Source organism: Cutibacterium sp. 37298 (genome assembly GCF_023838685.1).
Lineage (GTDB): Bacteria > Actinomycetota > Actinomycetes > Propionibacteriales > Propionibacteriaceae > Cutibacterium > Cutibacterium acnes.
The window spans coordinates 370,657-386,596 of the sequence record NZ_JAJNRJ010000001.1 but is presented as its reverse complement, the minus strand read 5'-3'; the positions used below and the strand labels follow the sequence as shown (position 1 = coordinate 386,596).

Below are 15,940 nucleotides of genomic sequence, written 5' to 3'. Positions count from 1 at the left end.
GCCCCAGGTGATGACACGCGGGGCCGACCAACCTCAGCGGAAGTTGACCTGCCGACCAAGAGTGCCCACCAACTGTTGGCGGTACTCAGCCGTCACGGCGCGATCGTGGAACTTGCGGACTTGATCCAGACGGGCCTGGACGTCAATCTCCTCGCAGGCGGACGCGTTACGCGGATCAGCCATGAACTGCTCAAGGTGGGCGATTCCTCGCTCGGCGCGCCGTACGGCTTCGGCCTGCTTGGCGTCGATACGCTCGGCGTACCAATCGGAGGCAAGTACTGACTCGCGAGTGAACATCTCCCGCAACTCGGGATCGTCGAGAGTCCAACCCTCCGAGCAAACTCCGTTGACCATGATTTCCAGCAGAGCCCGGATGGGCGGTACCGCCAGCGAGACCGTCCCGTCGTCGAAATAGGCCTTGGCCACTCGAGCGTGAGTGGTCGAGATCGTTCGCACCGAGTCAGCGAAGATGTCGGCGTCCTGCAGCTCCGGACGCAGCATCTCAGGGGTGAAGACGGTGTCGGGGTGCAAGAAGATACGCCCGAAGTAGGTGCGCATGAACTTTTCCGTCATGCGGTAGCCCAGACGGGAGGCGAGAATGAGTTCGCCGTCTTTATCGTAATCTTCCAGCTTCTCCAGATAGCCACCCTCGATGAGGGTCTTGGCATCCCTCTCAGCCGGGGACATCCGGCAGAAGATTTCCGGGACGAGCAGGGAAATGTCGTGGGCGACCTCAACCTTCGGGCCGATGAATCCAGCCGAGGATAACCAACCGTCGTACCCCGATAGCACGAAGGACAGGAAGGACGAGTTGAGGTCGAAGACCGCTGGCAAGGCGTTGAACGGTGCCTTCGTCAGGGCTCCCTCCGAACCGGCTCCCGTCGTCGAAGGACTCTTACCAGTCATCGAGGAGATGAACTCCATGAATAATTCCGGCAGCTCCATGTAGTGCAGCGGGTTGTACGCGCACAAGGCCGGGATTTTGCCCTCGGGTGGATTGTTGCGACGCCCAGCGGCGACCACGTCGACCGGCAGAGGCAGCGGTTCGTCGATCGGCAGCCCGTGATACAGGTGGCTGGCAAGATTGGCGATTGCGGTTTCGCGCGGCTTGGCGATGTCTGGACGCACCTGCAAGTAGCGCGGGTTGCGCGAACGCACCCCGTCGATAAGACGAGGATTGGCGCTGGAGACGACGAATTTTGGCTGTTCAGAAGGATCGGAATCGGCGAAGTTCGACAGGAAGGTGCGCATCGGTGGGGTGAACTTCGAGAAGGCCACCACGTCGTCACGCATTGCCCTGACGTCCTCGCGGGTTAGCGGCTGGTAGTTCGAGATGAACAAGTCCCTCCCGCTCATATCACGTTCGGTCTGGGTGTCGTACCCACGGCAAATGGCGTCGTCAGGGCGCTGGAAGAGCAACGCTTCGCAGTTGGCGACGACTTTGCGCGACAGGCCTTCAGGGCCGGTGACTACGCCCGGAGATGTGACGATTGACGCCGTCATGTCGTCCTCGGTTTGCACCTTGACGGCCGGAGCGTAGTCGTGGCGCAGGGTGAACAGCCGCCACGAACCGTCGGGCTGGAATCCCACGCGCGCCATACTCACCAGCACCTTCTGGCCGTCGAGACGGACCATGTTGCCGTGGCGACCATTCGTGGGGGCGACGCTGAAGTGGGAGCGCCAGTCATCACCCCATTCCGGCTTGTAGTAGCGCTTGATGGTGAAGACCAGCTCCTTGCGGAAGGCCGGAATCGAGTTGATCCAATCGTTGTACCAGTCGGTGAAGTCCGAGGATGGGGTGAGGAGCTTGATGACCGAACCCACCGAACGCTCCGTCGAGAGGACCGGACGATGGTCGATGCCGTTAAGCTTGGGATCGGCGAACCGCGTCGAGTAGTCCCGATGCAAGATGTCATCGACGGCATCCATGTCGGCTTCGAAATCCGGAGAGTAGGCATTGCCCCACAGGAAGGTGTCCGATATGGCCTTGGAGATCTCCGACTTTCCACCACCGGATACCGTGCAGCACTTATGCAGGGTCGTCGAATCGCCGTAGGTGCCCTCGAGGTACCACTGGTCGTCGGCATCGTTGTGGACCATGTGAATCCGGTAACCGGCGGGGGAGATGTACTCGGTGTCAGCGCGCATTCGGATCGAGTGGTCACCGTTATCCCAGCTGACAGTGCCGTCACGCAGACTGAACTTGGCCCCACCTGGCACCATGACGACGTCGTCGATATCGAGTACCCGGGCCTGGCCGTCGCTAAGCATCTCGAAGTGGTCCGGATTGGCCATGACGACGTCGGAAACCGTCTGGTCGCAGACTGGGGTGGCGTATTCCTGGCCCTCGTTGTGGGAGATGTAGGCGCGGGCGCCGCCGGAATGCTCCTCCTCGGCCAGCCCGAACAAGTTAGCTGAGTAGGAGATCTGGGTCTTAACCTCCTTCTTGCAATAGCCGAAGTAGTTGTCGGCGACGATAGTGAGGATGACCCCGGACTCGTCACGGGCACACAGCTTGAACGGCTTGCCCTCGTTGTAGAGCTCAGACTCGTCAGACCAGCACATCCCGTCGCGACGCTGACGGTCGGTTGCCTGGTCGACATGGGGCAGACCGAGGTCTACCTTGCGGATGAGGTTGAGATGCGGGGCGAGGATGATGCAGCCGCTGTGGCCAGTCCAACCTGACGGGGCGAGGGCCGAGTCGTTCACGGGCAGGAGGGGATCGCCACTGTTGCCAAAGATCCCCTCCACGAAGTCCAGGTTGGAGACCAGCCCGCCGGGGGCGAAGAACCGAATCTCCATGCGGCGCTCGGAGACGAAACCGGGCACTTCGGGCACCACCAGGGGCCTCAGCAACAAGGAAACCCAGGTGTGGGCCTGGCGGTCGACCGGTTGGGTAGAAGTGTAAGGCAGCAGGGTGTGCTCGGGCGGGGCCTGGAAGGCGAGGTCGAGCAGACGAGCGAAGACGTCGATCGGCACGGCCTTCTTGTCGTCGGGGATTGCCAGTCCGCCCTCGGCGACGTGGAATACACCAGCAGTGGTGCGACGGTCATTGCGGGGATTGTGTAGGACGCCGTTGGCCACTCGGTAGCTCGAGACAAGGTCGGAACTGAAATCGTCGCCGTCGACGGGTAGCGAGAGGGCCCGTGCGAGGCCGGGCTCGTCGAGGGTCAAGGTGGTGTCAGGCAGTCGGGGGTGGACGGAAGAGTCCTCGCCCAGGTAGCGGTCGATGAATGCCTGAATACGGCGGTCGGCCGGGCAGAGGAGCTCGGGGAGTTCCCTCCTCAGCTCGCGCTGCCGGGCCAAGACTGGGGCGACAACGTCAATGTAGGAAGCGCGCGCAGCCGTCGGCAGTGGCAGACCGTTGAGCGCCAGTCTTAGATTCACGGAATCCATGTGAGCTTGAGTGACCATAGAACCAATTGTGCCTGCCATCGAGTGGTTCCCATGGAGGAGTGGCCAGACGGGCAAGCGGTCCGGGTTGGGGTGGGCGTAAGGGCGCTCGCTCTCATGCCCACCGGGTCTACTTGTGTGGACGTTACTGCGCGACGCCACGCCACCTCTTGCGCAGGTGGAAGGCGGCCGACTTGGGCTGGCGATCCCGGGTGAAGATGCCCTTTCGGTTGCCTCCGACGCGCATCGTGCCACTGGTGGTCGCGAAGTCCGCGAAGTTCCAGATGTGCTCACCGACGACGGCGTCGAAAGAGTCGAAGACCCGCTCGTTCATCTTGAGCACTTCGACCTGGTACTCCTCGCTCCATGGCTGGGCGGGGATTTGGTGCAGACCGGGCATGGTGTCGGCGCCGTATTCGGCGATGATGATCGGCTTGTTCTCGCTGGCCCAACCTGCCATCTCTTCTCGCCAGTGACGCTCAGCGGCAGCCAGGTCGCCAGTGTCGACGTACCAGCCGTAATAGCGGTTGAGCAGCAAAACGTCGGAGTACTGCGATACGCGACACTTTCCGAACGGAGCGAGCATGACGTTGACGAAACTCACCGGACGGGTGGGGTCGGCTGCGCGTGCCACATCGAAGAGGGGGAGGAAGTAGTTTTCGGCGGCTTCAGTCTCAGACTCTGGCTCATTGGCGATGGACCAGATGATGACGCTGGGGTGGTTTTTATCTCGAGCGATAAGGTCTCGGATGACCTGGGCATGAACCTTTTGGGTCTTGTCATTGATGGTCTCCGCGGAGAAAGTCGGGTAGCCCTGGGCGCCAAAAATGCCGCCACCCAGACCCATGTTTATGCCGACAGCAGGGGTTTCGTCGATAACGAGCAGACCATGACGGTCGGTGTAGTCGAGGATACGCTCGGAGTAGGGGTAATGGGACGTGCGCAGCGAATTCGCCCCGATCCACTCTAGACAGGCGGCGTCGCGCAGCATGAGGGCATCGTTGTGGGCCTTGCCGATGGTCTGGTGATCCTCGTGCATGCCGAATCCGGTCAAGTGCACGGGCTCGCCGTTGACGAGGAGGCGGGCGCCGTCGACACGGATAGTTCGGACGCCGAAGACCTGCTGGTAAGTATCGATTACCTGATCACCGTCGACTAGGGAGATTTCGGCCTCGTAAAGATACCCGTGGCCTGGCTGCCAGAGATGGACCGACGGGATGCGGGCATGGGCGTTCGCACTGGTTCCCTCAGCGACCACGTTGCCCTCGGTGTCGAAAATTGTCACCCGAGTCGTTAAAGGTTCAGCATCGTGCGAAAGAACCGACCAGGTGACGATTCCGTCATTTCCGTCAATGTCAGTGGTGATGGTGACGTCCTCAATGTGGGCCTGGGGGCGGCGACACAGCCACACGTCGCGGTGGATGCCGGCGTAATTGAAGAAGTCGTGCCAGTACTTCTGCTTCGGGCCCTCGGGAGAGTCGACGATAACCCCCGGCGGAATGGTCTGGAAGGACAACCGATTGTCGACACGAACTGTGAGCCGACATTTTTTGCCCGCGCAGACATGATCGGTGATATCGGCTTCGAAAGGGAGGTACCCGCCAACATGTCTGACGACCTCGACGTCGTTGACCCAGACGGTGGCGGCATGAGTCGCAGACTCGAAATGGACGACGACGCGATCATCGGTCCAGCCGCGCGGAATGCGAACCTCACGTTGGTACCAGACTGGGCCAACGTGATCGCGGGCGGCGGGATCAGTGGAGAGATCCTGGTACGACGCCGGAACAGCCATCTCGGTGCGCGTGGGCAACGGTCGAGTGAACCATTTCTCTGTCTGGCCGCGGTCCTCGGCGTCGAAGGCAAAGTCCCACATCCCCGACAGACACTTCGTGTCCCGGGTGGCGGTATCCTGTGGTCGCAGCATCGTGATCTCCTTCCGGTTGTGGCGTTTGGTTTCTAGTCCTGGGCGGCGTCGGCTACGACCTTGATGGCGCGGTCATCTCCTGGGCGAAGAGCGAAGGCCATAGTTCCCCATGACGGTTGGTAGTCACCTTCGACATGAGTGTGGACTATCACCGTGGTGTCGGTGTGATCGGCGGACCAGGTGAGCCAGTACCCATGGCCCTGGCGGTAACCATTGGTATGGCCATCGTCGTCGAAGAAAAATCCCTGCGAATGGCCGTTACCGTCAGGAAGGTAGAGAACGATCCTGTGCGGGGAGTTTTCGACCGTCCGCGTGGTGATGATTTCCCCCGAAGGCGCGGGCAACTCACACTGTGGGATCCCTGCCCCGGCGCGCACCAGCAGTGGCAGGCGGTCTAGTGGGGCCTCGAGGGTGACGGTGCCTGGGTCATGATGGACGCCGGTATCGAACTCAAACCAGCCGTCGGAGACGTGAGGGAGGGTGACGGTTCGAGTGGTTTGGTCCTTTTCGACGACGGATGCCACCAACAGGTCGTGACCGAGTAGGAAATCATCGGACTCCTCATGAAGCGTGTCGTCGAGGCTGAACACCGGGTTGACGATGGGTTCGCGTCGCTCCGCCGCCAGATATGACAGGGTGTACAGGAATGGGATGAGGCGGTAGCGCAGTCGGATCATCTCCCAGACGATGTCGGTGATCTCGGGGTACATCCAGGGTTCATTGACCGAACCATCGTTGTGCCAGGAATGGATCGTGAAGCGCGGATGCATTACGCCGTTGGCCACCCAGCGGGCAAAAAGCTCCGGGCTGGGTCGGGTGGTACCGGCGAATCCGCCGACGTCGTGGCCGAAATTCACTAGCCCAGACATGCTCATCCCTACACCCATCCGGGTGTTGTACTTCAGGGTGCGCCAAGAGGTGGAATTGTCACCACTCCAGGTCTGGACGTAGCGCTGTAGACCTAGCGGCCCAGACCGAGAAATAAGGAAGGGGCGTTCGACAGGGGCAGCCTCGCGTTGGGCTTCAAAGGAGGCACAGCTCATGAGAAGGGCCTGCACTGGGCGAATGCGGTCCAGCTCGACAGGCTGACCAAAACCGTCACAAATGGCGTCCTCTGACCACAATTCGTACTCGTTGTTGTCGTTCCAGGTGGATTCGATGCCCATGTCGATGAGCTGGTGGCGGACGTTGTCTTTCCACCACTGCACTCCGCGCGGGTTGGTGAAGTCGACGTTGCTGCCGTGACCGCCCCAGAACATCGACGTCGCCGGTTCCCCAGTACGGGAGTTGGTGACAAAAATCCCCGCCTCTGCCACATCGCGGTAATAGGGGTGCGTCGTTAGTAGGGCTGGTTTGATATTTGCCGCCAGGTGGAGGCCGGCGTCACGAAAGTGCCTCGTAGTGTCGGTGGGCTGGGGAAATTTGTCACGGTCCCAGGTAAAGACGTAACGGCGCGAGCCGATGGTGGTGTAGCCCGACGAGAGTTGAAAGGAGTCGCACGGGATCGCATGCTCGCGCAGCAGGTCTATGAACTTCAGCAACTGGTGGGAGGCGTCGGGGGCGTCGGTGTAGTGCATTGTCGAGCCCGAGTAGCCCAGCGCCCAGCGCGGTAGAAAGGCCGGGTCGCCGGTGAGACGCAAGATCTGCGGGGTGAGATCGCAGAGGTGGTCGGCTGTCATGACCCAATAGTCGATGTCGCCGTGGTCGGCCTGCCACGAGGTGAAAGGACGGTGGTAGTTGTCGACTTCGGCTCCCAGATTGAATCGCGATGCCGACAGGTTGTCATAGAAGATCCCGAAGGCACCGTTGGCGGTGCGGGTCATGAGAAAAGGCACGTGTTTGTACAGGGGGTCGGTGCTGCCGGCGTCATATCCCAGGGCGTCCAGGCACCTCATGTCGAAGATACGTCCGGTGCGCTCCAGGTCGCCCGATTTCTCACCGAGGCCGTAGTAACGGTCGTCGATGTTGCGGACTCTGTGGTGGGCGACCCGCCCGGTGTGAGTCCCGATTTCATAGGCCCCGGTGGGGCGATCTTCGCTGACGGTGACCCAGTCGTCAGCCCGGCGCTGCCAGGTCATCCGTAATGGGCAGTCGCGGATGATGACCCGCAACGAATCGGTGCCAACGATGAAGGACTTCTCATCTGGGTCAGGGGAATCGACCGGTTCGTCAGCGTAAATCCCGGAAAACTCCGGGTGGCTAGCAGTGTCTTCGGCGCTGGCGGTGACAGTTGTCGTCACCTCCATGTCCTCGACGGGCGCGACATCGCGAGAATTGCCCGCCCATGCCGGGGCAGGGGAATGGTCGAGGAGGTTACGGGGCCCCAGTCCGGTCCGCGGGGTGACGTCGGAACCGAGGCTGATGCTCCAGGTCCGGTCGAGCTGCGGACCGGCGGCGTCGAAAATTCGCACGTGGGCGATGGAACGCGTCACAAATGTGACGGAGGCACACCATCGCTTGTCAATTTTCAACTGGATACCCGGCGAGGTTGTCAAGTGGTTGGTGATCCTCATGAGCGTGTCCATGATGTGCCTCCGTTATGGGTCAGGAGTTCTGCTCGGCCTGTACTGCGTGGCGACGAGCCAACTCGTCGGCGTTGGCGACCACCGTGTCGCGGGTGAGCGGGTAGCCCAGCATGAGCAGGGCAGCGCCGAGACAGCAGATCGTCGGGATGGCGGTGGCGAGCGTATACAAGTGATTGGCGACGGACTCCGACTGAACGGCACCACCTTGGGAGGAGGACTGGTAGCCGATCATCGTCAGCATGGCTCCGCCGATTCCACCGGCAATGGCCTGGGCAAGTTTGCGGGCGAAGGAGTTCACGCCATAGATGACACCGTCTTCACGCTCCCCGGACATGACCTCCTGGGCATCGATGACGTCGGTAATGAAGGCCCACACCATGAGGTTGAACACGCCGGCGCCGAGCGAGCCGAAGAAGAGGCCAACAAGGAAAATCCAGGGGCTGTGGGTGTGGATGATGAGCATCAGACCGTACATGGCGGCGCCGAAGAATAATGCCACTGTTGCCGATTCTTTTCGACCGAAGTTTCGAACCAGGGTCTGCGCGAAAGGAGCCACTAGAATGACAGTTGTGAAATTAAATACCAGGGCAATAGACATCGCAGTCTTGTTCTGGAAGTAGTCATTAAAAAGATAGGTCAGAGTGACGCCAGAAAGGTTCTGATTGATGACAACAACGATGTCGATAATGACCAACATGACGAGGGCTCTATTGTGCGCCATTTCAGAGAACATCTTGCCCAACGGGACGCGCTCTGTCTTATCAATGCGAATACGCTCGACGGCCAGCATCGTCAGACCGATGTAGCAGAACAAGCCGAGGACGGCGAAAATAGCCGCTCCCATAAAGAATCGATGCGGGTTGATCTGATGAGAGTTGCTGCCGTACATAATGAGCGGCACGACATAGCTAACGATGGCGGCGCCTGAAGCCGAGCCAATGCTCCGTGCGGTGGATAGCGAGGTCTTGTCGCGCGGCTTCCCGGAGATGGCTGACGCCATGGATCCATAGGGGATATTGACAAAGGAGTAGAAGATGCCCCAGGCCAGATAGGTGACGAAGGCGTAGACCACACGTGTCGTCATGGGAAGGTGGCCGGCAGTTGGCAGAAAGGGGAGAATGGCGGAGGCAGCAAGCGGAAACTTCATGCGCATGACCCACGGGGTGAAGCGTCCGCGTTTGGTCATCTTCGAGTTGTCGATAAGGCGGCCGACCATGATGTCGACGAAGGCGTCAACGAGACGGGCAGCCATAAACAATGCTCCCACCAGCGCCGCGGCAAGACCGAAAACATTGGTGTAGAAAATCATGAGGAACGAATTCACCAAGTTGAAGGTGAAATTGTTGCCCACATCGCCAAGCGCGTAGCCAATCATGTCGCGAATATCGAAATCGCGAGCATTCACCGCCTTAGCCTTCTGGCCTTTCGTTGTGATGGTCGACATTGACAACCCTCTATGCTATTTAAGGCTGCGACGATTATCGTCACAGCATTGTGGACAGGCAGCATCGCCTTGTCTAGAGATTCGCACCGGAGTGTCAAGAATTGCGATGTTTTGCCATGGTTTGCACCCTGTGTATTACGGGCCTGGACCAGGTAGGTTGGCGATAGAATCAGACCATGGGTGTAGACGAGGAGTCCACCGCACCGGTTACCATTAGCGACGTCGCGCGGGCTGCCGATGTTGCTCCGTCAACTGTCTCTCGAGCCTTTTCTCGTCCGGGGCGGGTGAGTGTCAAGACGTCAGAACGGATCTTTCAGGCCGCTCGGAAGCTTGGCTACCGTCAGGATGAGGTGCCGAGAGTTTCGACGAGTAGGATGTATCACCTCGTCGCAGTGTGTGTTGCCGACGTCATGAATCCGGTGTTCGGGGCTACCGTCAAAGGGATTTTCGCAGGTGCCCGCAAACGCGGTTACATGGTCGTCCTCATTGACTCCAACGAGTCGTCCGAGATTGAGTCTGAAACCACGAAACGGTCCTTGGCTACTGTCGACGGTTTCATTTTTGTTGGTTCGCGCATGTCGGACGCCGGTTTGCGGCACCTTGCCGGGATCAAGCCGGTCATGACGGTCAACCGTAAGGTTCCAGGAGTGTCATCGGTGACACCAGCATCTGATGAAGGACTCGGGGATGCTCTCACCCATTTAGTAAGCGAAGGACGGTCCACAGTGACGTATCTCGCCGGGCCGACAGCGTCTTGGCAATCGGGGGTGAGGTGGCGCAGTTTGCTTGAGCGTGCTCGCCGCTACGGCAAAGTCACAGTGCATCAGCTTGCCTGCCCGACACCCACTATCAGGGGCGGCATAGAAGCGTTCGATATGTGGCGGGCCCATCCGACCTCCGCTGTCATCGCCTACAACGACCTCATCGCGATCGGATTCATGCGTCGAGCAATGGCCTGTGGCCTCAGGATTCCTAACGACGTCGCCGTCATTGGGTTCGACGACATCCCGTTCTCAGCCCTGGTTTCGCCGGCGTTATCAACGGTTCGCGTCAATCAGTTCCAAATGGGGGTTGTGGCCGTCAATCGGCTTCTCGACATGGTTGAGAAGCCGAGTCATCATGAGCGCCAGGCACCCAGCGAGGACGTTGTCCCGGTGTCCTTTATGGTGCGGGAATCTGGATAGCTAAGCGGGGCAAGTGACGGCAACTCGTTCCGGGTAAACCCTGCAAAGGGGCACAGTGAACGTCATGTCAACGCCGACTCTCACCCTCTCCGAGGATCGTCTGCTGCCCCGCGAGTCCTCCGCTTTGGCTGCTGCGCGCGAAATTTACCGATCCACGAAGGGTCTGCCCATTATTTCTCCTCATGGACACGTTCCGGTGTCATGGATCGCCGACGATATGGCTTTCTCTGACCCGACGAGCCTGCTCATTACCCCCGACCACTACGTGAATCGGCTGCTGCATGCTAATGGCGTCGATCTTGAGGACCTGGGTGTTGGGCGCAAGACGATGAGCGAAGAGGACAACCGAAGGGCCTTCCGGATCCTGTGCGAGCACTGGCGTGATTTTGCTGGCACAGCGATGCGTTATTGGCTCGTTGACCAGCTTGTCGGCATTTTTGGCATCACCGAACGACCCAGCCCTGAGAACGCTGACCGCATCTACGACACCATCGCTGAAAGAATCGCCCAGCCGGATTTCCGGCCCCGCGCTCTCATGGACTCCTTCGACATTGCCTTCATCGCAACCACCGATGATCCTTGCGACGATCTCGACGGGCACGCTCGACTGGCTGCCGACGAGACATTCACCCGTCGCGTTGCCCCCACCTTCCGCCCAGATAAGTACCTGGAACCGGCTGCCGGAGGCTGGACGGGCTTGCTTGCGAGGTTGTCTGAGGTAAGTGGTTGCGATGCGACGACGCTGGACGGGTTTACCGAGGCAATGGAGGACCGGCGCGCCTACTTTAGACAGCACGGCGCGGTGTCCAGTGACCACAGCCACCGCGACTTAGGCACCATCATCCTTGACCACGATCGTGCGGCGTCGATTTTTGACGCCTCGGTGGCAGGTCGGGCCACTGTCGAGGAGATGACCCTCCTCCGTCGGCATCTCTTCACCGATCAGGCGAGGATGGCCAGCGAGGACGGCTTGACGATGACCGTCCATCCAGCAGTGCACCGCAATCACGACACCGCCGCGTTCCATCGATTTGGCGCCGATATTGGTTCCGACGTTCCGGTGACGCTGGAAGTTGTCGACTCCCTTCACCCCTTACTCGACAAATTTGGCAACACGGACCTCAAGCTGGTCGTTTTCACGATCGATGAGACCCTTTATTCACGCGAAATCGCTCCCTTGTCCGGGTGGTATCGCGGCCTCTATATCGGTGTGCCCTGGTGGTTCATCGACGCACCCGAGTCGGTGATGAGGTTCAAACACGCCGTTACTGAGATGGCTGGGTTCAGTCGGGTGAGCGGCATGATTGACGACACTCGTGCTTTTTGCTCAATTCCGGCGCGTCACGATATGAGTCGGCGCCTTGATGCCGCTCACCTCGCCGAGCTGGTGGTTTTGGGCAGGCTTGACCTGGATGAGGCGGTTGAGATAGCTCATCGGCTTGTCGTGGAGCAGCCCACTCAGGTGTTTGGCCTGTGATCCGAAGAGGATGTCATGAAGCTTGATCTCGATGCACTTCATGGGCCCGCGTTGGCGGACGCTGGGCTCGCCTTACCCCTCTTTGACGTTGGGGAAATGCGTAGCCAGGCCCATGATCGGCCGCGATGGATGCATATTGGGCCAGGAAATCTGTTCCGTGTCCATATCGCTCGGTTAGCCCAGGACATTATGAACTCCGGGGCTGAGCAGTGCGGCATTGCTGCTATCGCGCCCCGCAATCCACAACGCCTCGATCGCGGCCTCACGGACCACGATTTGCTGACCCTTGGTGTGACCTCCCACGCCGATGGTCACACCGACTTCGGGGTTATAGCGTCGATCAGCGAGGGGCTGGCCTACCGACGAGATGACGATTTTCGTCGCATCACCGAGATTGCCTGCGCCGAGTCCCTGCAGTTAATCACCCTGACGATCACCGAGAAGGGGTATCAGCTCAACGGCTACGACGGTTCCTACCAGGACGCTGTTGTTAAGGATCTGGGGCGCGACCCCGAGTCTGATCGTATGTCGACGGCAATGGGTCTTGTCACCGCTTTGCTGGTGCAACGTTTCCACGCTGGGGCGACGCCGGTGGCCGTGGTGTCCTGTGACAATTTCTCCCACAACGGTGACATGTTGCGCACCTCGGTGCTGACGATCGTTGCGGAGTGGGAGAAACGAGGCGTCATCGACCACAGGGTTGTCGAGTGGATTGCAGAAAAGGTTGAGTTCCCGATCTCCGTGATCGACAAAATCACCCCGGCGCCGTCCCAGAAGGTTGCCGAGCAGTTGGCGTCGATGGGGTTTGAGGACATGGCGATCAACCTCGACGTCGAGGTGGCGGGGTTTGTCAACACCGAGCCGGCTGAGTACCTCGTTATTGAAGATCGTTTCCCGAATGGGCGTCCGGAATTAGAGAAAGCCGGGGTTTACTTCACGGACCGCGATACCTGCCACCGGTTCGAGCGGATGAAGGTGACGACCTGCCTTAACCCGCTCCACACTGCTCTAGCCATTACTGGGGTGCTGCTGCGCAAGCCCACTATTGACGAGGCGATGAAAGACCCGGGTTTAGTAGGGTTAGTACACCGTTTGGGGTGGCAGGAAGGGCTCCTCGTCGTCAGCGATCCGGGGATTATTGATCCCAAGGAATTCTTGCGCGAAGTCGAGGAAGAGCGTTTCCCGAACCCATTCCTTGGTGATACCCCGAGTCGTATTGCCACCGACACCTCGCAGAAGATTCCGATCCGTTTTGGTGAGACCGTAAAGTCGTATCTCGCTGATGACTCCCTTAAAGTTGCGTCATTGCGGGCGATCCCGTTCGTTTTCGCTGCCTGGTGTCGGTACCTTATGGGCATTGCTGACGATGGTGAACCGGTGGAGCTGTCCCCCGATCCGCTGCGTGAGCAGCTGGAGTCTGTTGTGTCAGGCGTTCGTTTTGGCGATGATGATTCCAAGGTCATCTCCCCCATCCTTAGTCGCGCCGATATCTTCGGCGTAGACCTGACGATGACACCTTTATCTGAAGTCGTTGAGCGATTTTTTATCCGTCTCACGGCCGGGCCAGGCGCCGTAAGGTCGGTTCTGGATGAGGAGTTTGCGTAATCATGAAGATGACGTTTCGATGGTATGGTCCAGAAACCGACCCCATCACGTTGGGGAATATCCGTCAGATTCCCGGAGCCAGCGGAATCATGGGCGCGATGGACTGGATCCCAGCCGGTGAGGTGTGGTCCGATGAGGAGATTTCTTCTTACGTCCAGAAAGTCAATGACGCTGGTTTGGAATGTGAAGTCATTGAATCGGTGAACGTCCACGAAGATATCAAGCTTGGTAAGCCGTCTCGTGACATTTACATTGCCAACTATTGCAAGACCCTGGAGAACCTTGCCGCCCATGGTATTAAGGTCGTTGTCTACAATTTCATGCCGGTATTTGACTGGCTGCGCACTGAACTCTTCCAGAGTAACGAGGACGGCTCAACCTGCTTGTACTACGACCACGAGGAGCTTGTGGGTCTAACTCCGCAAGACATCGTCAAGGCCACCCTGGATTCGTCGGCCTTCCCACTGCCCGGATGGGAGCCCGAGCGACTGGCCGATCTCGACGAGGTTATGGCACAGTACACCGACATGACCCGGGATCAGCTGCGCAATAACTACCGCTACTTCCTTGAGGGAATCGTGCCGACCTGTGAGAAGGCCGGTATTCGGATGGCCGTCCACCCTGATGATCCCGCCTGGGATGTTTTCGGAATTCCGCGTATCGTGCACAGTGATGTTGACCTGCAGAAGATCATCGATCTGGTGAATTCCCCGGCCAACTCACTGTGCGTGTGCGCTGGATCGCTGGGTTCGAATCCCGGCAATAACGTGCCGGCGATCTTAGCAAAATACGGAGACATGGGGCGGGTAGCTGCTGCTCATGTCAGAAATGTGAAGTTTCTGGGGTCGAAGAAATTCAAGGAGGCCTCGCATCTTTCCAGCGACGGGTCCCTCGACATGTACGCGATCATGAAGTCTATTCACGATCATTGCTCAAATGCTTATATTCGTCCCGACCACGGTCGGATGATCTGGGGTGAAAAGGGTCGTCCTGGTTACCCGCTATATGATCGTGCTCTGGGAATCACCTACCTCAATGGCCTGTGGGAGGCTATCGAGAAAGCTTCCACGTACTGAACCTGAGCACCACGGGAGATAACCAGATGTCCTCCGCGGCCGTGCCGTACTCGTGGGATGAAGGTCGTTGGCGAGGGCAGATTCGGTCGCCTGCTGGCGGTGAGGCTATGTCGTTGGGTGCTGTGGCGCTGGTCGAGGGTTGAGTCTCAGTCGTCGGTGGTTTTCCTCGTCTGGGCATCTAAAACCCTGCGGCCTACACGTTCGGATCCCTATTACTAGGATCGGTTTCGGGATGGCGGGCTATTACCGGCCGCCGTGACGACGGGAGAAGTGGGTGAGCAAGAAGGAAGGTGCCCTCCGAGGTGGGCCTCGGGCGCGTCAGTTCGCCATCGCGGAAGCTGTCGTCCGGGCCGGATCGGTGAGCGTCGAGGACCTCGTCAAGTCAACCGGCGTCTCCGCCATGACGATCTACCGCGACCTGGCGAGCCTCGAAAGCAGCGGCGTGCTGCAACGTCACCGGGGGCGAGTTGTGGCGGTGGCCAACGGTCTGCATGAGGCCGACGCTGCTTTCCGTCTGGAGCAGAGCTCTTCCGATAAGCAGGCCGTCGCCGAGCTGGCAAGCGGTCTCATCGCCCCGGGCAGCTCGATCATGCTCGATGACTCTACTTCCGGGGTGTGGGTCTTGCGTTCCCTACCCGAGCACACCCCTCTGACGGTGGTGACGAACTCCCTGCTAGTTGCCAAGGAGGTCATCACCACCAGCTCTGACAAACTCGTCGTCACCGGAGGTGAGTACCAGTCCTGGGCGCAGTCCCTCATGGGGCCCGCTGCCGTGCGCATGATCCGCAGTATGCACGCTGACCTGTGCTTCCTGTCGGCGTCGGGGATCTTCGAGGCAGGTTGCTATCACCCATACCAGGAGGTCGTCGAGGTGAAACGGGCCATGCTGGAATCAGCCGAGACGCGCGTCCTGCTGCTCGACCACACCAAGTTTGGACGCCGTGCTTTGTTCAAGTTCGCAGATCTCACTGAGTTCGACCATGTCGTCGTCGACGCACACACTCCGCGCGGAATCCTCGGCCAGCTTAGCGATCTGGGTGTCCACCTCATGGTGGTCGAAACGCCTGCACCGAAATCCTGACCCGAACGGACGCCAGATCGACTTAGGCCCTTGATCTGATGTCTGGATGGTGAGACGATAAATCGTATCGCCGGTTGGCGGGTGGCCCTGTCGCCTTGGGTTGTTGGTTTTGCGAAGGGCACGTAGTGAGGTACGTCTGCATGAGCGCCTCCCGAAAGCAACGGTCATCGATGTGGATGGTTCGCACCTGTCGACCAGTACCGGCGAACGTCATCAGGAAGAAGTGGT

9 protein-coding genes are annotated in these 15,940 nt (G+C 59.5%); 5 read left to right on the top strand and 4 right to left on the bottom strand.

What is annotated here, in order from left to right:
* Positions 1–33 precede the first annotated feature (33 nt).
* The 4 genes from LRP59_RS01845 to LRP59_RS01830 form a co-directional block, all read right to left on the bottom strand.
* Positions 34–3,414 (bottom strand): hypothetical protein, encoded by a 3,381-nt coding sequence (locus tag LRP59_RS01845; RefSeq protein WP_032504767.1) that lies wholly within the window; start codon positions 3,412–3,414, stop codon positions 34–36.
* A gap of 124 nt (positions 3,415–3,538) precedes the next feature.
* Positions 3,539–5,320: a beta-glucuronidase gene (gene uidA, locus LRP59_RS01840; protein WP_002533188.1), complete on the bottom strand. Its 1,782-nt coding sequence runs from the start codon at positions 5,318–5,320 to the stop codon at positions 3,539–3,541.
* A gap of 32 nt (positions 5,321–5,352) precedes the next feature.
* On the bottom strand, positions 5,353–7,845 hold the full coding sequence (locus tag LRP59_RS01835) for a TIM-barrel domain-containing protein (protein ID WP_002512685.1): 2,493 nt from the start codon (positions 7,843–7,845) through the stop codon (positions 5,353–5,355).
* A gap of 19 nt (positions 7,846–7,864) precedes the next feature.
* Positions 7,865–9,289, bottom strand: a complete 1,425-nt coding sequence (locus tag LRP59_RS01830) for an MFS transporter (RefSeq protein ID WP_002512684.1) — start codon at positions 9,287–9,289, stop codon at positions 7,865–7,867.
* Positions 9,290–9,465: 176 nt separating this feature from the next.
* On the opposite strand from LRP59_RS01830, the gene LRP59_RS01825 reads away from it, so the two are divergent.
* The 5 genes from LRP59_RS01825 to LRP59_RS01805 all read left to right on the top strand — a co-directional run bounded on the left by LRP59_RS01825 (position 9,466) and on the right by LRP59_RS01805 (position 15,712).
* The gene (locus LRP59_RS01825; RefSeq protein WP_002512683.1) at positions 9,466–10,473 is read left to right on the top strand and encodes a LacI family DNA-binding transcriptional regulator; all 1,008 of its coding nucleotides are present in this window, start codon (positions 9,466–9,468) and stop codon (positions 10,471–10,473) included.
* A gap of 64 nt (positions 10,474–10,537) precedes the next feature.
* Positions 10,538–11,950 (top strand): glucuronate isomerase, encoded by a 1,413-nt coding sequence (gene uxaC / locus LRP59_RS01820; protein WP_002531543.1) that lies wholly within the window; start codon positions 10,538–10,540, stop codon positions 11,948–11,950.
* Between the two features lie 15 nt (positions 11,951–11,965).
* Positions 11,966–13,555 (top strand): mannitol dehydrogenase family protein, encoded by a 1,590-nt coding sequence (locus LRP59_RS01815; RefSeq protein WP_002512681.1) that lies wholly within the window; start codon positions 11,966–11,968, stop codon positions 13,553–13,555.
* Positions 13,556–13,557: 2 nt separating this feature from the next.
* On the top strand, positions 13,558–14,631 hold the full coding sequence (locus tag LRP59_RS01810) for a mannonate dehydratase (protein WP_002512680.1): 1,074 nt from the start codon (positions 13,558–13,560) through the stop codon (positions 14,629–14,631).
* A 274-nt stretch (positions 14,632–14,905) separates the two neighbouring features.
* Positions 14,906–15,712: a DeoR/GlpR family DNA-binding transcription regulator gene (locus LRP59_RS01805; RefSeq protein WP_002512678.1), complete on the top strand. Its 807-nt coding sequence runs from the start codon at positions 14,906–14,908 to the stop codon at positions 15,710–15,712.
* Positions 15,713–15,940: the final 228 nt, after the last annotated feature.